The organism is Brevibacillus sp. SKDU10 (assembly GCF_001645205.1).
In the GTDB taxonomy this organism is placed as follows: Bacteria; Bacillota; Bacilli; order Brevibacillales; family Brevibacillaceae; genus Brevibacillus_B; species Brevibacillus_B halotolerans.
This window is the reverse complement of sequence record NZ_LSSO01000141.1, coordinates 55,921-78,468: the sequence shown is the minus strand read 5'-3', so window position 1 is coordinate 78,468 and position 22,548 is coordinate 55,921. Positions and strand designations below refer to the sequence as shown.

Sequence of the window (22,548 nt, the reverse complement as noted above, 5' to 3'; positions counted from 1 at the left end):
ATATAATAGATCCCTCATAGAAAAGTAATTTAATTATTTAATAATCAAGTTTAAAAACCTTGTAATTCAGCTTTCCTTAAAACTCTAATCGTAAACTCCAGTTAATAATTTTGAAAAAAATAATTTAATAATATATAATTGAGAATACTTTCTAGTAAATGTTTTTTAAACTTAGATGTTCCATGATTTTCCGGAAATTAATAGTTTTATATTGTTTTATGGAGGAGATTTTTATGACTTCAAAATCTAGAAACAAGATTAATTCGATAAATATTTTGAGGTTTAGAAAACTCATAAATATTAGCTTCATGATTGCTAACAGAATTACTGTAATCGCAGGACATAACGGTATTGGAAAATCAACTATATTGGGTTTAATTGCAAATGGTTCCGAACTAAAAGGTCATAAAAGTTACTTTGAAAAAATCTTTCAAAGTCAATTTCAAGAGATATTTCATCTGGATTTGAAAAGTGACTACATAACTGAAAAAGATAAAAAATATTCAGTGCTTCTTAATTACAACTATGAAGATAAAAAAATAAACAAAAAATGTACTATATCAAAACATAATGATGCTCGACTTAAAATAGTACCTAGAAATGCCAATGAAGACGGTAATATCACAAATGAAAATATATTAAATGTTGGTGCTAGTGGAAAAGTTCCCATTCCAACAATATATATTGGAATGAGTAGAGTAATACCAATTGGAGAATCTGATCGAAAACTATACTCTCTAACATCAAGTAGTAATGTACATGAAGAGGATATTAAATATTTAAACGATACGTATAGGCTAATAATTGGAAACGAAAGTTTAGGAGAAGAAAGGGTTTCAAAGCAAAAACTTCGACACTCTACTAAGAGTTCCATTGGGCCAGATTTTAAGGACTATCCGTACCAATCAGTTTCACTAGGTCAAGATAGTTTAAGTTCTATTCTAACATCCCTTATCTCTTTTAGAAAACTAAAACGAGAGCTTCGTGAAAACTATAAAGGTGGAATCTTACTAATCGACGAACTAGATGCATGTCTTCATCCATCTGCTCAAGAAAAATTAATTAACGTACTAGATCAAGCTTCAAAATCTCTAAACCTACAAATTATTTGTACTTCTCACTCCCTTACAGTTATTAAAGAAGTAATGGGTAAAAAAATAACGAGTAGTCAAAACCCAGCAGATGGTAACTTATATTATAATGTAGTCTATATTCAAAATACCATAAGCCCTACAATAATGAATCAACCAACTTATAAAAAAATAAAAAACGACATGTTCTTACGATTTTCTAATTTTCAAGATAACAAACAAGAAATAAAGATTTATCTTGAAGATAATGAGGCAGAGTATTTCTTTAATACAATTTTGGATAATGCCCACGAAAAAATAGACCGTGATGATTTACGATTAACTCCAATAAGTACAAATATTAATTGTGACACACTTTTAAAACTCCCTTTAAAAGACTCTTATTTTAAAGGTGTAATTATTGTTCCAGATGGGGATGTCAAAAGTAAATACAGTTATAGTTCAATTATAGACAATCACGATAATATATGTGCTCTTCCTTGTAAAGAATCCCCTGAAAGAATTATACACTTATACCTTGAACAACTAGTTAATGAACCAGACCATTCCTTCTGGACAAATAATCAGGAAATACTTCATACACAATTGGTAAGAGATAATTTATTAAAAAACATAGAGGATCGATTAAACGGATCAAATGATAAAAAAATAAGAGAACACTATAAAAATTGGTTCAATGAGTTTAAGACGATATTCGAGAAAACCGAAATTGTAAAGTATTGGATGAACGATAATCCTGATGATTTAGAAGAATTCATTTATCAATTTAATATCTCGTTAAACCACCTAAGAAAATTTTATTTAGTACATGATATCTAATTCGACATTATTTCTTTGGCCTTTAATATTAATGCTATTTTATACTTACATTTTGTATGAGTCTTCTATATTTACTTCAAACAAATAATTTTATCTTTAACTTTCAAAAAATATTTAGTAAACAATAATCTTATCAAAAAAGAACCCAGTTAAAATCTGATTTTTTTATCTTTATAGCACTGTTATTCTACCGTCTCTTGATTATGGAGAAAATCCCTTAAACTGTATTTTACAAGATCACTTTCTCCCTAGAGAGAGTGATCTTGTTTTATTTACAAAGTTTTTCACCCTCACATAAGATAATGCTCCACTTAATAGTCATAACTGCGAAATTTTATAATAACTATACTAACTTACCTTAATATAAAATAGAGATATGAATAGGCTTAAACCGTTATTGTTACTAATACTACATTTAGCTTGGTCTTTCTATATATCATATATGCCAAGTGATTTCTCTATAAATTCATATAAATTCTTATTTTTCTTGACTCAGTAATTTGTTCAACCAAGCAATAATCAATCCTTTTTACAACACCTTTATTCTTAATTCTATTTACTTCATAAAAACTTCTAAGTCATATTCATGTAAATTCCAAGATCAATACTTCAAAAAAATGTTTTTTCCTCTCTAAATACTCTATCATCTCCAAACCCTTATTGTTTTATTTAAAAATTCATTCCTATCACTTTTAAAATTATGACTCAATTTTTTCTTCAAGTTGTAGACTATTCAACTTCTTACAAACGGGAAAGTCAGATTTTTAATAAAAAAAGACAGTCCAAAGCTAACTAAAGCAAGCTTCAGACTGTCTTTGCAGGTATAGAAAAGCTTTTTTATTGAGTCATCCCCATCATTTGTTTCATGTCCTCCTGCGCATGTCCGATCAGTTTAACATTAAACAAATCCTGCAAAACGGTTAGCACGCCTGGTTGAATAAATTCAGGCAGCTTTGGACCAATTCGAATATCCTTGATTCCCAAGCTGAACAACCCGAGCAGGATAGCCACTGCTTTTTGTTCAAACCAGGAAAGCACAATACTAACCGGCAAATCGTTGACCTCGCAGCCAAATGCGTCTGCCAGAGCAGCTGCAATCTTAATTGTAGATACAGAGTTATTGCACTGCCCTAAATCAATGTAGCGAGGAATATCGGTTCCTGGCACTGTTCCATAGTCCACATCATTAAAACGGAACTTTCCACAGGACGTGGTAAGAATAACTGTTTCTTTTGGTAAAGAAGTCGCCAATTCCCGGTAGTACTCGCCGCCTTTCCCCGGTGCGTCACACCCTGCGATTACGAAGAAGCGTTTGATCTTGCCTGCTTTCACAGCATCAATAATCTCTGGTGCAAGCCCTAATACCGTTTCATGATGGTATCCAGTAGTTAGAGTGAGCTCTGATTCGATATTTGCTTCTGGCAGGGAGAGTGCTTTTTCGATCAGTGGAGCAAAATCGTCGTTTTCAATCTTAGTCACTCCCTCCAACCCAGCGACATCGTAGGAGTAAAACCGGTCAGCGTAACTGCCTTTTATCGGCATCACGCAGTTTGTAGTCGCAAGAATCGCTCCTGGAAACTCCTCAAACAGCCGTCGTTGGTCGAACCATGCTTTGCCGATGTTTCCTTTTAAATGCGGGTACTTTTTCAAGGCAGGATATCCGTGAGCAGGCAGCATCTCGGAATGAGTGAAGATGTTTATGCCCTTTCCCTCTGTCTGTTTCAGCAATTCCTCTAGTGCAAATAGATTATGTCCAGTAACCACAATGCATTTGCCTTCGATTTTATTTTGTGATACGGTCACAGGCTGCGGAATGCCGAAGTGCTCGGTATGTGCTTTGTCCAGTAGCTCCATCACCTTGATCGCGGCCTGACCTACCTTCATCGCCATTTTTAGATGCTCATCCAGATTAAAGTTAACGTTAGTCAAAGTAAAATATAGCGCTTCCTGAGTGATGCCATCCACTTCAGAGTCGATATAACCCAGTTGGCGGGCATGAGTTGCATACGCTGCAATCCCTTTTAACGCAAAAACGATCGTGTCTTGAATGCTAGCCAATTCCTCTGTTTTCCCACAGACACCGATCACCTTACACCCACCGCTCGGGGTTTGTTCGCATTGGTAACAGAACATCACGATCTCTCCTTTTCTCTTCTACTCTTTATGAGTTGATTATAAAAATCAGCCATCCTATTCGATGTGATGCGGCTCACAAAAAGGGTGGAGAATCGGTGACAAGCGAGTGAAAAAAATTTACAAAGCTCTCCGCAGCCTCTCTCACTGTTGAGGTATGAAAAAAGAACCTTCGATCCAAAGATAGATCAAAAGTTCTTTTTTTCTTGCCAATAATACCTATTATTTACGTAGCTTTTTATTTTCTCCCTGTTTTTCCAATATCGCTGTTCAGTCTCTTCATCATAGAAGCAATTATCCATTAATGAAAAATGTTGCTACACTTTTTCATTACATATCTTTGTTTCTACATCCAAAGAATTAGCTATAGGCTGGTTCTTTTTCACTTAGACCAAGCGTCTGCGCTGTTGAAGCAAGAATCTCTTGGAAAAACTCTGGGTTTTCCACTAGTGACACGCCATAAGAAGGAATCATTTCTTTAATTTTCGATTCCCAATCTTTCATATGTTGCGGGAAGCATTTTTCTAATACCTCCAGCATAACGTGAACGCAAGTAGAAGCACCCGGAGAAGCGCCTAGCAATGCAGCTATCGAGCCGTCAGCGGCACTAACCACTTCCGTACCAAATTGAAGTGTTCCTTTACCGCCAGCCTCAGTATCTTTGATAACTTGCACACGTTGGCCTGCTACCACGATATACCAATCCTCGCTTTTAGCGTTCGGGATAAACTCGCGCAAGTCTTCCATGCGCTTTTCATTCGATAACATAACCTGCTGGATCAGGTATTTTGTCAATGACATCTCTTTTACGCCCGCCGCCAACATAGTGAGGACATTATTCGGTTTTACGGAACCTATCAAATCAAAATTGGAACCCGTTTTTAGGAATTTTGGTGAGAAGCCGGCAAACGGTCCAAACAGCAATGTTTTTTTGTTGTCGATATATCTTGTATCAAGGTGCGGAACAGACATTGGAGGAGCCCCAACCTTAGCTTTACCGTATACTTTAGCGTGGTGCTTCTCTACAACCTCCGGATTGTTACATACCATAAATAGTCCGCTTACCGGGAATCCTCCAATATGTTTTGACTCGGGAATACCGGTTTTTTGGAGTAAAGGCAGACTTCCGCCGCCACCGCCGATAAAGACGAATTTTGCCGTATGGTGTTGGATTTTACCGCTATTGATATCATGCACTTTGACTTCCCACAAGCCGTCGCTAGTACGCTTAATATCCTTAACGCTATGCTTGTAGTTAATCTCGACATTTTTACTCTGTAAGTGGTCAAACAGCATACGTGTTAAGGCACCAAAGTTGACATCTGTTCCAGAGTCGATTTTGGTTGCCGCTATCGGTTCATTTGATGTACGGCCTTCTATGATAAGCGGAATCCATTCCTTCAGCTTTTCAGGATCATCGGAAAATTCCATCCCTTGGAACAATGGATTTTTTGAAAGCGCTTCAAAACGTTTTTTCAAAAATGTTACATTTGTTTCCCCTTGAACCAAACTCATATGAGGTATTGGCATGATAAAGTCCTGTGGATTACGAATCAGATTGCTTTCTACAAGGTAGGACCAAAACTGTCTGGAAAGCTGAAACTGTTCATTAATTTTTATCGCTTTTTTAATATCTACAGATCCGTCAGATTTTTCGGATGTATAGTTAAGCTCGCACAGTGCGGAATGACCTGTACCCGCATTATTCCATTCGTTAGAGCTTTCTTCTCCTGCGTTTGCGAGTTTTTCAAACACTTTGATTTCCCATTCGGGTGCTAACTCCTTGAGCAATGATCCCAAAGTCGCGCTCATGATTCCCGCACCAATTAAAATAACGTCTGTTTTTTGCTGCATGTTGCTCATTGTAATCTCTCCATCCCCTATATTGGCAAAAAAGAGTAGGCGCTTCAGCTTATTTGTCACAAAAGCAAGGCGCCATCTAGGAATACACCTTTTCTGTCTCAATTATAACCATACCATAGTCTATTATAATTATTTATAGCCCAAAATATCTACTATTATGATAATTATAAACCATTTAAGGCTGGTAAAAAAGTGAGAAGTCCGTCACAATACTCAGGGAACACATAAAAACCAAGGCCTTACCTCTGCTTTTTGCAAGGGTTAAGGCTTTGGTTTGCCGTTATTAGTGAACAAACATTCTCTAATTTTTGTTATTATTTGTGGTATGGTTCTTGGCTGTTTTTTTACTGGTAAACATATTTTTTCATCGATTCAAAAGGATACTTGTCCCAGCTTCTTTCTGTATTTCGACATCTGTATTTCTTTAATTACAGGCCGAATCAATACCTTGAAACGATTTACGCTCTGATAAGGTATGTACAAAGTCCATGAAACAAAAGATTATATTTGTATTGATTGTCCGACCGCTCCACTTTTAATCTATTGATATTGAGGCTAATAATTTTCCAGTCCAAAATCATAGTCAATGGTAAAATCGGCATATTTCTTTGTTTTCAGTAGTTCTGGAATAGAACAACTTTTGTGCAAAATTGGAAGCACCTTGACCTGTCTCTCACTATCTCATCCCAATATTTATTCTCCCATTCCGCTTGTACCCAACGTGAATTAACAGCCTCTTCAGATAAAATGACTAAGACAAAAGTCACTATTTCGCAGAGCTTTTCCAATACTGGCAAAAGCGATCAATATCGTTCAGGCTGTCGAAATGATCTCAGAGTCTTCTTGATATTCTTCACTATGTCACCTTATGATGGAGCAGGTATTTGCAACTGCTGCATGTAATATCGATGTGCAAGTTCCGCAATGCGATCCTGGTCTTCCCAGAATCTCTTATCAAGCCTATCCAGCCGTTCTGTCTCTTCCTCGGTATGCGATACTGATTATTGCGATATTCTTTGGATGTATGAAAGTCCATTTGACGTCTAACTAGAATACAGGGAACAATAGGTGTGTGCAAAGTTCCCCGCCAGCAGATCTTCTTTCCGAATATAAAATTGCAGTTCTCCGGCATCCCACCAGCAAAACCCGACCTCCTGATCCAAGTTGGCTACTGCCTTGTTTAATTGGGGATCTTGGATTAGGTAAAAAGCATATATGGGGAGTTTCAGCCGGTGTAATAGTAACGATCGCGGGCGGCAGTGTCGCGTGGCTGGCGTCGATGTAACCCTTAGTTATTCCCCCCACTCCCGATATTTTAATAGTCCCAGCTTAAAAAGAAAGGTGGATATGTATGATATACCTCAGCGCTTGTCCAGAACCAGGGATGGGGAGCTGGTATTTTGAAACCGATCAGAAAGGTATCGCCTACAGGCAAATCATTATTCAAGAAGACGGAAGTTGGATTACTTCCCATCGGAAGCATGAGCAATTTCATTACATGTTGGCCGAGCACCCCCTTGATCCCGATGATACTTACTATGAGAAAATTCCCAAAGCCAGATTCGAAGAACTATGGTCTCGCTTCCTACAATCCACAATGGATGAATGGAATCAAATAAAGCGGAGTCTCCCCATCGGCACCAAGGTAGAGGGTGAAATTGAGGCTTTTTATCCACAAGGCACGTTGGTTAACCTGGTAGAAGTACAGGCGACAGGATTGGCTGATACCACATCTTTAAGAAAAGCAACCCCTCCAGAATGGATGTATCCCGGACATAAGATGGTGGCCATTGTAAATGGTTATGATGAAATGAATCAATGGGTGGCACTGGATCAGGCACGAATTTTTGAGGACAAACGCCGCTAGATTTTTATGAAAAATAATAGTTGTGGAGTCTGAAGGGGAGAAAACGCTTAGAGGCGGTGCCTACTCAAATCTCTCCTTCAGTCCTGCGGCAAGCTCTTTCCAGCGCATCCCCTCTGCGGTTTTCTGGAGCTTCGACTCGTCTTGCTCCAGCCGGTAATCGCCATGCAGCAGCTCGTACATATCCATGTGTTCTGAAATATTAATTTAGAGTTTGTTATATTAAAAGTGTGTGTTTGATCTCTAAATAGTTCAAACTAAAATTGCATTTCAATAAGAACTTTTCAAAATTTCATAATAAAAGACTATCCATCAGTAGATAACTACCTTAGGATAGCCTTCAAATCCGTTGCCTTTACTTATGCTAAGGTTCCCCGAGTTTTACTAAGTAGTAAAGCGTCATCAAAGTCAAACCAGAAGGTGATTATTTTAATGTCCTCCCGGTTTGGCTCCATTTCAATCTTTTTAATTATAGCCCTGATAAGTTGTTTCTTCTGCTCATTAGTCGCTGTATCGTACAGGGCGCTGAAGTTCCTAAGTGCCTCTATTATAGCTTCTTTCGTAATTACTACACAGTCAGCTTTCGTATCCGACTCTCGTTCAACAGCGCTCTTTTTCTCATTCAAAGCTTTAATCTTGCATCTTAAACGTTCGGATAAGTCTTCATACGTCTCCGGACTAATTTTCTCGTTTAAGTAATCCCTGCTAAGTTTCTCTAACTGAGCATTCTTTTTATTGAGACTACCTGAAATTACTTACAGGCTATTCCTTATAGCGGAAAGCTCTTGAATGTTCTGCTTCTCAATTCGTTCCAGCACTTTTTCAACGATAACCTCGTCTAGTATTATCTCCCTGATTTTTTGGATGACCTTACTCTCGATGTGTTCCTTTACAATTAGATTCGAGCGACATGCCTCTTTTCCTTTAACGTGTTAGTGATTGCCTTATATCCTTTACCTTCCGCTCTGAGGTTGAATATTCTCCTCACAATCATCGCTTCGCTCTCGTTAATCACAAGCTCTTTATTCACATTATCATAACCAAGTACAATTCCTCCGTTCCAGAGTCCCAACTCAGCTCTTTTCGTCATTCCAGACTTCACACGGTCGATTATCACACTTCGTTCATGCTGAGCGAAGGTACCCATTAAATTAATAAACATCGTCCCAGTCAGTTCCGAACTGTCTAAGTTGTTATCGCTTACTAACAATCGACAGCCTTTCGGTTTCAACTCATCGTTCAGTAGTTTAGATAAATCAGCAATTCCACACACTTATTCGGGCTAATCCCCTCGTCTAGCATCCCGTCCAAGATCGGACGCTTTTCCCACTTCAACAGCTCACTGAGCTTATCCGCCATCACGTTCACCCCGTACTCTTACTCGTATTGCTCAGGAATATAGGACGAATCGTTCGACAGTTTTAAAAGGTTAGGTAGTTTAATCACATGAGCGGTTGGAGTTTTAAATCGCTCACACGCTACTTTTAAAGTTTAGATTACCAGCTTTTCCACAAAATAAGTGGATACGAGTTTTTTGAACTGGGTAAATTTTCCTTCCCTATTTCTGGACGTTTAACATCTTAATCTCGCCAATCTAGGCTTTTAGATTGCTTGAAGGTTTTGGAGGTTAGCAAAATCAACTAACACCAATGTAACTTAATCATTTTTACATTTATGCTGGGTCTCTCCTAATTAAATTTCATAGGCTTTAATACTATGAAATTTTACCCATTTACTGAAATCGGTGATACACTATCACATGGAACTATCAAAAGAGGACAAAAGAGCATGAAGAACGTTTTTGAGAATATTTCAAATAGTGGATTAACAATTTACGACCCTGTGAAAATAGGTCATCCAGACCTATGGTTCACAAATGAGGAGCTAGAACAAATACTAAACGAGGGATTAAGGGGACTCTCGTTAGACTCTTTACCTATAAGAACACGTTCGAGAGTAGTAAAGGAAAAAGTATGTGAAGTTCTTGGATACCCTATCCCCAAGTCCTTTAAAAAAACACAACCTCGTTTTATTGGACAAGGGTTTGATACCTATGTACAGAAATCAAATAACCTTCAGATATGGAATGAAGAAGTAAGCCCTTCACGTCGTTACGTGCTAATTAGAGTAACTGATGATGTAATTTCTAAAGTTAAAGTAGTTTCTGGTGAAGAATTAGCTAAGCTAGACACCACTGGCACGCTTACGCAAAAGTATCAAGCAAGACTCATCCCTGGCTCGGATACTTTTGAATTGGTGTCGCCTAATGATACAGATCATCTCAAAAAATATGTTCGTGAAACACCTTCACTTCAACTTGCTAATTGTAGTCCTGTCGATTATCCAAACTCTAATACATTGTTATCTATTGAAACAATTTTTAATCGGCTAAAAACATTGGTAGGTTTACATTTTCCAGACATCGGCTCAGACCAAGAAAGAAATCGAGGGGCAGAATTACATCGCCTAGTATGTCAACATCTTGGATATTCAGATTATAAAGACCACGGACAATTTCCAGATGTTCGCCACCAATTATTAGAAGTAAAACTTCAAACCTCTCCTACAATTGATCTGGGTCTTGTAAGTCCAAATAGTTCGGATAATTTGAACCTACCTGGTGAGTTAACAATTAAAAATTCTGATGTGCGTTATGCTTTGTTTAACGCACAAATAAACAACGGAAATGTACAAATTACCCATTTATTCCTTGTTACAGGGGAAAAGTTTTTTGAACGTTTTCCCCAGTTTCAAGGAAAAGTAGTAAACAAAAAGTTACAGATACCCTTACCTAGAGACTTCTTCGAAAGATAATCCAAAGGCAGTATAAATAAGTTTATTTAGCATTCGCTCAAGTTCAGTGGTCTCTGGCGATGGATACAATGAATAAATTTGTTTTGTGACCTTAATAATATCTTTTGATATTTCCATATCTGGATTAGGTAGCGGGAACTTCTCTACATATTGGGTAATGAACCGTCTACGACCTGCGTATAACTTATTATTAAACATGTGGTCATAAAACTTCTCTATAAATTTAGAGTTTCCAATCGCCAGAGCAAGCCATAAAGCTTCTATATTTGTGGGATCAGATGGTGTTAGCCAATAACAATCTCCGTTGACTATTGAACCATAAAAGTCTATCCAAAATGTGGGTTCTTCAGCTATATCTCGAAATACTATTTTAGGTAGCTTCCATAGTTCTGGGTCTTGGGGGACCCAGATTTCATACCAATTCCGACCAGCTTCAACAACATATTTCCTACCTTCAAGAGTATTACGATGAGTTTCAAGATATAATTTAGCCTTAGGATACTTTGTTAAGTCGGAAGATACTCTCTTACCTTGTACTACTTCATGAGGATACAGTATTTCTTTAACAGATTGCTTTGCTTTATATCTCTGTGCACAATGATGAGTTATGAGTGGTTGTAACAATTCTGGTTTTTGGTTTTCGCCCATACTATTCCAATCCGAACGAATAAAGACCTTATCTGCTGTCGTTTTTACTCCAACTCGTATCTTACCAATTTCACCGAAAGTAGCCCATGTATTCTCTTTTACAGTATTTAGCCAGTTATCAGAATCCTCATTTACAAGTTTCCAAACTCCACCGATCTCTCCGCTATTATCTAGATATCCATGTTGGACGTTAAAACATCTACCATCATTCACCTGTACGATTCCACTCTTGTTTAGGGCATCAATTGGGTTTATAGCAGTATTTTCAGCAGTTAATTCATTTACTGAATATATTGAAGAGAATAATGCTTTCTCGCCTGAATTAAGTTTTCCTTTTAATAACATTACACAAGGTAAAACGGCTACATCAAATAATTTAGTATCCCCCATATCCCATACATGGCAAATGTTAAATAGATTAGAAATTGCTTTTCTAATCGGTTTACCGGATTTCGTAGTCATAAAGCGATTTGAAACAATTATCCCTGCAACTCCAGTCGGATTAAGTGCTTTTCCCATTCCTAAGATGAAGGCAAAGTACAAATCAACTCTTCCTGATAATCCAAACTGAACTGCTAATTCCCGAGACTTTTCAGAACCCATGACCTGTGTACGAACATAAGGGGGGTTAGCAATTATCAAATCAAAGGGTTCTACTACTGAATCGTTAAATAAATTACCTTCCCCAAAATTTTCATTAACAAATTCCAGAAAGTCTCCGTTTTTTAATTCAAGTGCTAAATCAGGAAATTCCTCTTTTAATCTTTTGCCTGCGATTTCAAGAACATTTTTATTTGTATCAAAACCATAAACGTGTATCTTAGGATGTTTAGAGACTAATTTATTTAGTAAACTAACTAGTAATTCGCCATCCCCAACCGCTGGATCTAAAATTCTTAATGTTTTATTATTTGGTATTCGTTCAAAAGCTTTAATAATTTGCTCTGCTACAAAATCGGATAAAGCTTTTGGAGTATATGTTGCACCATCAGCTTTTCTATCGACAACTTCAGAATAGCGGCTTAGTTCTCTTGCCAATCAATTCACTCGCTTTCTAATGTAACTAAAGAAGTTCCTCTAACATATTAGTTATGAGCTTTATTTTATATTATATCATTTCAATTCTTAGTAACTTATGCAAGATTATTTGGTATTTTAAGGACTGTATCATTACCTCTCCTCTTGTGTACAGTGGTAAATAAGTTCAAACTTCCGCTTTACTACTACTTATGATAAGGTTCCCCCCGACTAATCCGAAACGCCCGATAAATCTGCTCCACCAGCACCAATCGCATCAATTGATGGGGGAATGTCATCTTAGAAAACGACAGCTTCGCATCCGCTAGCTTCAACACCTCATCTGCCAGACCCAGCGATCCACCAATTACAAACGCCACCTGACTTCGTCCGTGCAGCGCTAGCTTGTCCATTTCGCTAGATAGCTTCTCAGACGACCACATCTGCCCTTCGATAGCCAGCGCGATCACGTAATGGTCCTGCTTGATATGCGCTAATATCCGCTCGCCTTCCTTGCGCTTGACCTGCTCCATTTCCGTAGCACTTAGCTCTTCCGGGGCTTTCTCATCGTTTACCTCGACGGCATTTAGCTTGCAATAGGCCGACAGGCGCTTGACATACTCGGCGATGCCTTCCTTTAGATACTTCTCTTTTAGCTTCCCGACCGTAATAATTGTAATCTGCACTTCTCCTACATTCCCTTCACATGCAATAGCACAATTTTGCCTGGTTGATTACATTCCATGCAGGTGGCTGGGATTTCTCCTAATTCTACTTCATCTATGGAAAACGTATCTGGTGCCACATCGTGATAATTCACGTAATCGTCCAGCTCCGTTTCAATATGCTCCATACAGCTCACACGGATTGGATGCTCCTCATGAAGTGGTGTTTCTTTTCCTTGAATCACGATTGTTTTAGCCATGATGTGATATACCCCCGCTTTATAGTAAGTCGTCTCTCCTACTCGGCTAAGAGATCGACTTTAGATTCATGCTCAAATTGCTTGATTTTCTCACTCTCCTAGTCTACCCCAGATGAGTAATGAATCAAAGGTGAATGGGCATAAAAAAGACAGCTCTTCATGAGCCCTCCCAAAAACAAGATAAAATTTGACTCTTTTTTAATCTATTATTTTCAATTTGAACAACTGCTAGTCAAACACAAATTCACTGCCTTACTGACAGCTAGACACAAAAAGAGCCGGTTTCCATCAAGTTAAGGATGTAACCAGCTTTCTGTCTAGCTCAAATCTTCTCCGTCTTTTATATCTATGATCATTCTAATTATTGTTCTTCCTCTTCATCTAAAGCCTCGGGATAGTATCTTTTAATAATGTCATTGGTAGTTTCTTTGCTTGTTGCGTGTATAAATCTTGAGTAAACCTCTACCCCGGTTGTTATCTCTGAATTGTTAAGCTCAAATGCATGGAGTGTACATACAAATTGATCCTTAACTTGTTCACCGTAGTAATTTAGATATTCATGTTCAGCCTTTTTTGCATACTCTTCTGCTAATTTGCAAGCCTGTTTTGTATCTGTAGATTTCACTATTATGATGCTTTCCTCCAAAAGTTTATTGTCCTTGCTTACGTAATAGTCGGCATTTATTTTATCGGGAAGCGGAGCGCCTGAATGGATAGATTCAAATAGAATCTTTACTGAATACCATTTCATTCTACATTCATTCGATAAAGCATTTTCCATACAAATCTCTCCTCTCATCAACTACAACTTTTAGGTATGTTAATGAAAAGCTAATCCTAGAGTGGGTTTACGTAAGCCCATTATTACTTTTCGAATTGATCACCTGTTAATAGATGTAACCGTTTTTTGTTTGGAATCAGATCATCATTTCATTTGTCTTGCGTTAATGTTAGAATATTAATGTAATTATCTCACTTTTAAAGGTAAGGAGGAAATACCCGATGAAAAAGAGATCGATTAAATATTTATCTTTTGGTATTGGGTATTCTACCGCTGTTTTTTTCTAGAATTGATTAATGACGGGATAAGTCTGTCTAAAATCAAGAAAGATGAAAAAACAGTGAAAATATATGACATATCCATAAGTTATATGTTTTCTATTTAAAAGGAGACTTTTACAATGAATAATCATGTAATTAAAAGATATAACCCAGAAAATATAGCGAAACCTGTCGGGAACTATAGTCATGTAACAAAAATAAGTAGAAATGCTGAAATGTATGTATTTTCCGGCCAAGTTGGTATAGATCAGAACAATAATATACCCACGGATTTTAATCAACAAGTAACAAACACAATGAATAATATCGTTGAAATCCTTTCTTCTCAAAAATTGACTCCCGATCATGTCATTAAGGTTAATATTTGGGCCACAGAAGAAATTGATTGGGAGCATTTCGATGAGGTTTGGAATAAAGTATTCGGTACCACACCTCCTTCAATGACGATTGCATACATTAAAGGATTAGGGTTACCGGAATTAAAAATTGAATTAGATGTTTGGGCAGCAGGTTGATTTTAGTAACTCTAAAACAGGCTGTCTCCAAAGCCATCAAGTTAAGAACATGATATAAAAAGATAAAAAAATGACCATCCTTATTCAGTGTAAAATCTGAAAATGAAGGATGGTCTTTGCTCTGTTGCCTACATTCCCTCCTCAAAAACTCAATTGGAGAAAAAACATACTATCTCTCTCGTATAAAATCTAATACGCCCGTGTATTAAAAAAATACCAAGCCCGAGGAGTACTTTATCATCACCGATGCTTGCATTGGAATGAGCGAGAAATTACCCGATGGAGCTTTTTTGCACATGCCTAAAATTTATGCTGGCAAGTAAAAATGAACAGGTTTTCTCATTCTCAGCTTTTCCTTTTCACTAGCTTGATGACGAAGGAGACCGCCAGCAACACTTGATTTGCTGGCGGTCCCCCTCGTTACCCTATCAATTACGGAAATTGCGGTTGTAGCTGTTCCTGACCCTGCTGTGGTTTTTCGCCGAGTGTTACTTTAACCTCTTTCTTAAATCCATCTCGATACAGAGTGATCGATACGGTTTCACCTGCTTTTTTATTCAGGGTGAAGTATTTCAATAGCTGTGCACTGCTATTAATTGGAGTATCGTCTAACTGGGTGATGACATCGTACTGTTTCAAGCCACCCTTAGAGGCTGGAGAGAAGCTTCCTACTTCCATAGCAACTACACCTGTTTTCACTTCGTTTGGTAAATTTAATACTTCCTTCCACGCATATTTTGGTACGTCTGTTAAGTCGCGCGGTGTTACGCCAAGGTAGGCACGTTTTAGATAGCCATCCTGCATGAGGCGCGGAATAATGTTTTTCACATCGTTAATAGGGATCGCAAATCCAAGACCTTCTACGCCCTCACGAGAGATTTTCAAGGTATTAATCCCGATTACCTGGCCATAGATGTTGACCAGAGCCCCGCCGCTGTTTCCTGGGTTAATGGCCGCGTCTGTTTGGATAACGTCCAGCTCCCAATCTACAACGCCGTCATCATTTACGTCTGTCGGCATGGAGCGGCTTTTCGAACTGATAATCCCTTGTGTAACGGTACGAGAAAAATCCAGACCTAACGGGTTACCGATCGCAATGGTTGGTTCCCCTACTTTTAACGTGCTGGAATCACCTAGCTCGGCAACTTTTGTTACCTTCGATCCATCTATTTCCAACACGGCCAAATCGTTGTATGCGTCAGCTCCAAGGACTTTAGCGGTCACTTTGTCTCCGCTTGCTAGACTGACTTCAATGCTTTGCGCACCTTGTACAACGTGATTGTTCGTGATGATATGCGCTTTACCATCCTTCTTTTCGAAAATGACACCAGAGCCTACACCGGCCGCAACGTTACCTGTTTGTCTGGTCCAGAGGTTAGCTACCCGTTTGATATTCGTAATTCCGACCACAGCATCCTCTGTTTTTTCCACTGCGCTGGTGATTGCTGTTTCCACGTTCACACTTACAGGCTGGTTGGTTTTCGTTGAGATCGTCGATGCTGTCACGGATGCTTGATTAGCATCTGCTCCATTTTTAAAAGGTAGATTCAGATAGCCTGTCTTGGAGATGGCTGGCGTAAGCATAAGTACGACCAAACCTCCAATGACGGCTGATGTGACAGAGGTCACGATATATTTGCCCATGCCGGAACGGCTGGCTTTTTTCTTTGGCTCCATTTCATAAAAATCATTATCGTAATAACCCATAACAATTACTCCTTTCGTTCTAGCAGGAATAAAAGATATTTTTGTAATAAAGAGCTTACATATTCTTGCTGTAGTAACAGTATACGCAGGCATTGAGGCAAATTAACGTTAGAAATATGGAAAGGTTGTGGAATGAAACTCGTCCATTCGCATAAGATGAACAGGAAGCGTCAAGAATGGTGTTATGAATACATATACAAGGCTTCCCTACCCGTACTAAACTGATAAAAAGAAAGGACGTGCTTCACATGAAACAGCCCTTTTCTCCCTTAGACCAGCTAGACATTTTGGCCAAGCTTAGCGATTTGCGAAATGTAGATTACCATAATACGTTGGTGCTTCATGCCATTATTGAGTTATTGACCGAAAAAGGACTTCTTAATCATGAAGAGGTAACTGCTAAAGTCCAGCAATTAGACAGTCACATGAATGCACAGATCATGGAAAAACCCTGTCCAAAAGGATTGGAGACCATGCAAAAAAGCCACGACCATACAGCCGTTAATTTTCAAGCCGCCCCAAAAGCTCCTAACGGGAGCTATGTGCCGACCAAGCCACAATAAATCCAGGAAGGCTAGCAATGTTTCTACAGCACTTCCATCCTCGTCGGACGATGCGGATAGGTTTCCCGCAAGTGCACGTCATTTCCGACATGCAGGCCCTTTTCTTCCAAGATATTTTTCACCGTAAGCTTTGCCAGGTCCATCATATTGTTTTCTTTGCTTAAATGCGCCAGGAATACACGCTCTGATCGCCCGCCAAGAATATCTGTCAAAGCTTCGCCTGCCATTTCATTGGAAAGATGGCCAACATCGCTTAAAATTCTGCGCTTAATGCTCCAAGGATATTGCGACATGCGTAGCATATCTACATCGTGATTTGCTTCAAAAATGTAGGCATCTGCTCCACGAATAACTTCCTTGATTCGGTCACTTACATAGCCTAAGTCAGTAGCGATACTCAGCTTTTTATTATCGGCATGCATACAAAAGCCCATTGGCTCGACAGCATCGTGGGAGATTCCAAATGATTCAACCGTAATATCACCGAATTCCATCGTTTGGCCCACCTCAAAGAGTTGCTTCTGTCCCTCAGGGATCGTTCCTATAAGCTTGTCCAGCTCACCCCAGGTTTTTTGTGTAGTATAAATCGGGATGCCATAGCGCCTCGCCATGACACCCACACCTTTGATATGGTCGGAATGCTCGTGTGTTACTAGAATTGCCTGTAAATCACTTGGCTTTACGCCAACCTCTTCTAAACACGCCTCCGCTTGTTTCCCCGTAAGACCGACGTCGATCAATAAAGAAGTACGCTCTGTTCCTACATAGATCGAATTCCCTGTACTTCCACTGGCTAAAACACTAAATTGCAACAGATATCCCTCATTCCTCTATTCGACCATTCCCTTTTTATCTAGTGGTCGCTCCATCGTCCCAGTAAATCCATTCATATATTCAACCTTATTGCCATGCTGAAAACGCCACACAGGCGCTAATACCTGTATCTCAGCGTCATATTTAAACCCATAATAGCCGAGTGAGATGCTATCAATGCTTTCTCCGCTCTTAATCACTTCTTTTTCAATTAGAGAGCGCAGGGCTGTGTAAGCCGTAATGATTTTCCGACCTGACCCCTGATTTTTCACCAGTAAATAAGTCTGCTTATACCCTCTGATAAATCCATCAGCAATGTGTAGCTCTAGTGGTGCGACGAACATCGGCAGTCCATCATGCGTCTGCCAATAAATTGGTGCAGATAAACTCCAGTTGACATCCTCTTTATACTGATCTGCGAATTTAATCGTGTTGTATAGTTGATGCAAGACATCCTTCGGGCTTTTAAAATCTCGTATGGGGATTGGCTTTTCAAGGCGTGACTCTAGCACAGTATTGTCTACCACTACCTGCTGGTCTGCCAGCTCCTCCTGTTCAAAGGTAGCCGAGGTCACATACTCCACATACAAATAGTTTAATAGAGGTGTTTCCTGTGGAATATCCATCTTAATCGTGATATTTTGCTCTGATAGATAGTTTTCAATCTCCCATTGCGTGCTTTGGGCAGATTCTGACTCTACGCCATGCTGCAATTTTGATAGGTACACCTGATAACCAAGAAACAAATTAAGCGTCAGGAAGGCAAGAATCAGAATGGTTTTCGTCCTACTCCAGTCCACTCACTTTCCCTCCTTTTGGCACGGCACTGCGAACATCAATGATTTTATTATACACGCCTTCCAACTGCACCACCCAGGCTGGGATTAATTGCATGTAGCCCTTTTGTTCTACCAATTGATAGGCCAAATAGATGTTACTGATTTTTTCCGTATCAATTTTATTCTCTTGTAAATAGGTAATCAGATCAGCACCAGAAGCAACATTCACTTCCTTATAGCCAAAAAACGTATCCAAATCAATCAACGATCTTCTCATGGATTGAACCTGTCCTTTATCCATATTAAGTTGGATATTATCGATTAATTTAGAGTCCTGGCTGATTATCGGAAAAGCGCCTAGATATTGACGAAAAACGATTTGGGCGCTGCCCTCTGTGCGTTGGTCCATTGACCGCAAGCGAAATTCATCAATCCATCCCATGTGCTGATTTATAAAAGAAACGCTCTCTTGAAGCTGTTCATAGGCAGTCATTTGCGTATCGCCAGCTTGCCAAACAGGTGTGGTGAGAGTCATTAAATGTTGCCCATTACGCACCTGAACAGATCGAGTACCATCCGTATAAATATTCGTGCCATCTCTCTCTACAATCTGTCTAACCAAGCCCGGATCAAGAAAATAGCTCTCCAGTAGTTGCTTGCGTGAGATTGGCAGATAGTTGTAATTATACATGCTCATGACACTCGGCTTTTTTGGTAGATAATAAACGCTCCAGAAGGATTGCTTATTTTGTACAATATACGGTGATCTTTGCGGGTCCTTATACGTTTTTAGAATCTGCTCCGGTAAATTCTTACCAAACAACAGATAAGAATTGCGTAAATCTTTCGGGCTTACGGCTGTCTTGGCTCGAAAGCTCTGTTGATCCTTCGTTGACAAAAATAGAGCATACACCGTATCATCCGCTTCCTCATAATACAGCCAGACTCTGTCTATTCCTGTTAAACGCTGATCAACGTCACGCAATGTCAGTACCTGCTCCATAACGGAAATGGGGATGAGCGAGTTATATTGCAGCTCTAATCCCAGCTTTTTACGAGTCAAGCTATCCCACTTGTCTTCCGTCATAGGGTAATAGCTAAATTCATTAAAGTACCAATTCTGCACCTGTCCCATCAGGATTCGATACACATCATCACTGGAGTTTGCTTTGGTATGACGATCTTCGCCATAATGAAAAAGAATGGCATCAGGGACCACAAAATCCTTAGCTTGCTTCGATGCCCCCTGTTTGTCGGCAGGGACGAATGTGGCAGGTGATATAAATTCTAGCTGAGGCTGATTATTGAGAAGAAGGGAAGTCAAAATCAGACTGAGCAGTACCAATACCACAAGCACGACAGACTTTATATTCTCCATCCGCTCTCTGCTCAAGCTTCCTCTCCTCCTTTAGCTAACGGAATCCAGAATGTGACGATGGTCCCTTCATTCCACTCACTCGAGATTTGTATCTCTCCACCATGAGCTTCTACCAAGTCCTTCGCGATGGCTAGTCCTAGACCTGTGCCTCCCTGACTGCGAGACCTTGCTTTATCTACGCGATAAAATCGTTCAAAAATAAACCGTAAATCCCGCTTAGGAATCCCGATTCCTGTATCTTTTACAGAAATATATGCGCGTTGTTGTTCATTATCGGCCCGTGCCTCTACCGTTACTTCCCCGCCCTCTGGTGTATATTTGATCGCGTTAGACAACAGATTATCCAGAACCTGAGTAATTGCATCATCGTCCATATAGACATCAACCAGACCTTCTGTATGGGATAGTGTGAGCTTGATCCCATTTTGTTCACACTGCATCGTAAAACGCTGGGTTGCGTATTGTAAAAGCTCCGTCATGCTTATTCGCTTTCGATTTAATTGAACCCCCTGCGCATCAAATCGTGTAAGCTGCAATAAATCATTGACCAGTCGAATCATCCGATCGGTCTCATTCATCGTGACACGTAAGAATTGATTTGATAGCTCTGGCACTTCTACTGCTCCATCCATGAGTGCTTCTGTATAGCTTTTAATGGTAGTCAGCGGAGTACGCAGTTCGTGTGATACATTAGCCACAAAATTACGGCGCTGTTGCTCTGTACGTTCCTGCTCTGTAACATCCTGCAACACGGCAATAATTCCACCCTTTTTGCCACTATCCTGCTGGAGTGGGGTAATTAAGACTCGCAGCATAATCACTTCACGATTGGATACCATCATCTCTAGGAGCAGAGGCTCCACCTCCTGAAACAAAGGCATTTCTTCCTCTGGTGGCAGCCGCAGCACATCATAGATACTGCGTTTTTGTTCTAACACATCTGCTTCCTTTACCTCAAGCATTTCTTCTGCTGATCGATTCATTAAAATGATCGTGCCATCCCGGTCAGTCGCCATAACACCATCGCTCATATTTGCTAAGATTTGCGATAGTTTTTCCCGCTCCTCCTCCTCTAGTAAAACCGCCTCTTTTAAGCGGGCTGTCATATAGTTGAAGGTACTGCCAAGCTGACCAATCTCATCATCGCTGTATATGTGCACCGATCGGTTAAAATCCCCGTTAGCTACGGCCTTGGCCTGACGAGTCATTTCTTTGACTGGCTTGGTGATGGTTTGGGCTAATAAATATCCCAGCACTGCCGTTACTACTAAAGCGATAAACGTTCCTGTAGCAAAAATATTAGTGGTTTGACGAATGGTCGTATACAGGCTCTCAATCGAGGCAACCATGTACACGGCTCCGTATACCACATTCCCCTTTTTGATGGGGACGGCTAGCACTTTTACTCGCCCTTCCGTAACAGGATCAATACGCATTGATTCATTGCGCGTTCCAAGAAGCGCGATCGTAATCTCTTTCTGGGCAGTACGTTGCCCGATGATCGCCGGATTATCCTCAGAGGTACTAATCACCGTTCCGTTCGCATCGACTACCTGTACATGCGCCTCCTTAAAGGACATGTTACGAATCAAATTATCTATATCGGTTTTGACATCCTGTCCGTTATGGTCATCAGGACTGCGTGGCTGACTAAAATATTTCTCTAATAGAGTAGACAATAAGGTAGCCTGTCCATTTAAGCCTTCTGAAAAGTTGTTGGTATAGTACTTTTCTACTTCACGAGTAAAATAGGCCCCAATGACCTGCATGGCCATTAGCAGTAACAGCATATAGATGACGACTACCTTCCACTGAACTGTTTTGAACAGCTTCAGCTTACCCATGAAGTGATCCCCCCGCGGAAGGCTGTTTCATGATATAGCCTAGTCCACGCCGCGTAATGATATAAGTAGGCTGACTCGGGTCATCCTCAATCTTTTCTCTAAGGCGTCTAATGGTGACATCGACTGTTCGCACATCACCGAAATAATCATAGCCCCATACCGCCTGTAGCAAATGCTCTCGTACCATAACCTGTCCTTGATGCTTTGCCAAATAAACAAGCAATTCAAATTCCCGATGGGTTAATTCGACAGTCTCACCTTGTTTCTTTACGGTATAAGAATGCAAGTCTATCTCTAAATCCCCAATGCGGAAAAAATGCTTGTTCTTCTCCCCTTGCTTTGGTTTTTGCCTGCGTAAATGGGCTTTGACACGGGCTAATAGCTCACGTGTACCAAATGGTTTCGTCACATAATCATCGGCTCCTAATTCTAAGCCTAATACCTTATCCAATTCCGAATCCTTAGCCGTAAGCATGATGATCGGCATCTCGTACTCCTGCCGGACAATTCGACACACATCCATCCCATCTCGGCCAGGCAACATAATATCTAATAAAATCAAATCAGGCTTTTCTTGATGTACCAACCGAAGAGCTTCCTCACCATCGTATGCGCACACCACTTGATAGCCCTCTTTTTCTAAAGCAAATTTTAATATATCAGCAATTGGTTTTTCATCATCCACTACGAGGAGTTTCGCCAATGGATTCACT

General features: G+C 39.7%; 19 protein-coding genes. 5 read left to right on the top strand and 14 right to left on the bottom strand.

All coding sequences use genetic code 11. From position 1 onward, the window contains the following. Window positions 1–233: 233 nt before the first annotated feature. Window positions 234–1,910, top strand: a complete 1,677-nt coding sequence (locus tag AYJ08_RS09415; protein WP_064017497.1) for an AAA family ATPase — start codon at window positions 234–236, stop codon at window positions 1,908–1,910. A gap of 837 nt (window positions 1,911–2,747) precedes the next feature. Here the strand turns inward: AYJ08_RS09415 and hcp are convergent. The 3 genes from hcp to AYJ08_RS24430 form a co-directional block, all read right to left on the bottom strand. Beyond that, window positions 2,748–4,043: a hydroxylamine reductase gene (hcp, locus tag AYJ08_RS09410; protein WP_064017496.1), complete on the bottom strand. Its 1,296-nt coding sequence runs from the start codon at window positions 4,041–4,043 to the stop codon at window positions 2,748–2,750. Between the two features lie 360 nt (window positions 4,044–4,403). Further along, window positions 4,404–5,927, bottom strand: a complete 1,524-nt coding sequence (locus tag AYJ08_RS09405) for a malate:quinone oxidoreductase (RefSeq protein ID WP_255365458.1) — start codon at window positions 5,925–5,927, stop codon at window positions 4,404–4,406. Between the two features lie 1,022 nt (window positions 5,928–6,949). Then, window positions 6,950–7,069 (bottom strand): DUF1963 domain-containing protein, encoded by a 120-nt coding sequence (locus tag AYJ08_RS24430; RefSeq protein ID WP_231929067.1) that lies wholly within the window; start codon window positions 7,067–7,069, stop codon window positions 6,950–6,952. A gap of 188 nt (window positions 7,070–7,257) precedes the next feature. Between AYJ08_RS24430 and AYJ08_RS09400 the strand changes: the two genes are divergently transcribed. After that, the gene (locus AYJ08_RS09400) at window positions 7,258–7,773 is read left to right on the top strand and encodes a hypothetical protein (RefSeq protein ID WP_064017494.1); all 516 of its coding nucleotides are present in this window, start codon (window positions 7,258–7,260) and stop codon (window positions 7,771–7,773) included. A gap of 892 nt (window positions 7,774–8,665) precedes the next feature. On the opposite strand, the gene AYJ08_RS09390 is transcribed toward AYJ08_RS09400, so the two are convergent. Next, window positions 8,666–9,043 carry a recombinase family protein gene (locus tag AYJ08_RS09390; protein ID WP_064017492.1) on the bottom strand — a complete coding sequence of 126 codons (378 nt, stop codon included), beginning with the start codon at window positions 9,041–9,043 and terminating at the stop codon, window positions 8,666–8,668. 515 nt (window positions 9,044–9,558) lie between these two features. On the opposite strand from AYJ08_RS09390, the gene AYJ08_RS09385 reads away from it, so the two are divergent. Further along, window positions 9,559–10,584: a hypothetical protein gene (locus tag AYJ08_RS09385; protein ID WP_064017491.1), complete on the top strand. Its 1,026-nt coding sequence runs from the start codon at window positions 9,559–9,561 to the stop codon at window positions 10,582–10,584. Here AYJ08_RS09385 and AYJ08_RS09380 read toward each other — a convergent pair. The 4 genes from AYJ08_RS09380 to AYJ08_RS09365 all read right to left on the bottom strand — a co-directional run bounded on the left by AYJ08_RS09380 (window position 10,558) and on the right by AYJ08_RS09365 (window position 13,955). Next, window positions 10,558–12,270 (bottom strand): Eco57I restriction-modification methylase domain-containing protein, encoded by a 1,713-nt coding sequence (locus AYJ08_RS09380; protein ID WP_064017490.1) that lies wholly within the window; start codon window positions 12,268–12,270, stop codon window positions 10,558–10,560. The genes AYJ08_RS09385 and AYJ08_RS09380 overlap by 27 nt on opposite strands. 185 nt (window positions 12,271–12,455) lie before the next feature. Next, window positions 12,456–12,935, bottom strand: a complete 480-nt coding sequence (rlmH, locus tag AYJ08_RS09375; protein WP_064017489.1) for a 23S rRNA (pseudouridine(1915)-N(3))-methyltransferase RlmH — start codon at window positions 12,933–12,935, stop codon at window positions 12,456–12,458. 5 nt (window positions 12,936–12,940) lie between these two features. After that, window positions 12,941–13,174, bottom strand: coding sequence for a CxxH/CxxC protein (locus tag AYJ08_RS09370; RefSeq protein ID WP_031412648.1), 234 nt, complete (start codon window positions 13,172–13,174; stop codon window positions 12,941–12,943). Between the two features lie 361 nt (window positions 13,175–13,535). After that, the gene (locus AYJ08_RS09365) at window positions 13,536–13,955 is read right to left on the bottom strand and encodes a DUF4288 domain-containing protein (protein ID WP_064017488.1); all 420 of its coding nucleotides are present in this window, start codon (window positions 13,953–13,955) and stop codon (window positions 13,536–13,538) included. 400 nt (window positions 13,956–14,355) lie between these two features. On the opposite strand from AYJ08_RS09365, the gene AYJ08_RS09360 reads away from it, so the two are divergent. Next, window positions 14,356–14,751 carry a RidA family protein gene (locus AYJ08_RS09360; protein WP_064017487.1) on the top strand — a complete coding sequence of 132 codons (396 nt, stop codon included), beginning with the start codon at window positions 14,356–14,358 and terminating at the stop codon, window positions 14,749–14,751. A 432-nt stretch (window positions 14,752–15,183) separates the two neighbouring features. Here AYJ08_RS09360 and AYJ08_RS09355 read toward each other — a convergent pair whose 3' ends face one another. Then, the gene (locus tag AYJ08_RS09355; RefSeq protein ID WP_064017486.1) at window positions 15,184–16,458 is read right to left on the bottom strand and encodes a S1C family serine protease; all 1,275 of its coding nucleotides are present in this window, start codon (window positions 16,456–16,458) and stop codon (window positions 15,184–15,186) included. A gap of 248 nt (window positions 16,459–16,706) precedes the next feature. Between AYJ08_RS09355 and AYJ08_RS09350 the strand changes: the two genes are divergently transcribed. Beyond that, window positions 16,707–17,021 carry a hypothetical protein gene (locus AYJ08_RS09350; protein WP_064017485.1) on the top strand — a complete coding sequence of 105 codons (315 nt, stop codon included), beginning with the start codon at window positions 16,707–16,709 and terminating at the stop codon, window positions 17,019–17,021. A gap of 23 nt (window positions 17,022–17,044) precedes the next feature. On the opposite strand, the gene AYJ08_RS09345 is transcribed toward AYJ08_RS09350, so the two are convergent. From AYJ08_RS09345 to yycF, 5 genes are read right to left on the bottom strand one after another with little or no spacing between them, the layout of a single operon-like run. Beyond that, complete coding sequence (locus tag AYJ08_RS09345) at window positions 17,045–17,833, bottom strand: MBL fold metallo-hydrolase (protein ID WP_064017484.1); 789 nt, start codon at window positions 17,831–17,833, stop codon at window positions 17,045–17,047. 18 nt (window positions 17,834–17,851) lie between these two features. Further along, window positions 17,852–18,634 carry a two-component system regulatory protein YycI gene (locus tag AYJ08_RS09340; RefSeq protein WP_064017483.1) on the bottom strand — a complete coding sequence of 261 codons (783 nt, stop codon included), beginning with the start codon at window positions 18,632–18,634 and terminating at the stop codon, window positions 17,852–17,854. Beyond that, complete coding sequence (locus AYJ08_RS09335; RefSeq protein WP_064017482.1) at window positions 18,621–20,006, bottom strand: YycH family regulatory protein; 1,386 nt, start codon at window positions 20,004–20,006, stop codon at window positions 18,621–18,623. Before AYJ08_RS09335 ends, AYJ08_RS09340 begins: the two co-directional genes overlap by 14 nt. After that, a complete protein-coding gene (gene walK, locus AYJ08_RS09330; protein ID WP_064017481.1) occupies window positions 20,003–21,835 on the bottom strand; it encodes a cell wall metabolism sensor histidine kinase WalK in 1,833 nt (610 codons plus the stop codon). Before walK ends, AYJ08_RS09335 begins: the two co-directional genes overlap by 4 nt. Then, a complete protein-coding gene (yycF, locus tag AYJ08_RS09325) occupies window positions 21,828–22,538 on the bottom strand; it encodes a response regulator YycF (protein WP_064017480.1) in 711 nt (236 codons plus the stop codon). The genes walK and yycF overlap by 8 nt, the downstream gene beginning before the upstream one ends. Window positions 22,539–22,548 lie beyond the last annotated feature (10 nt).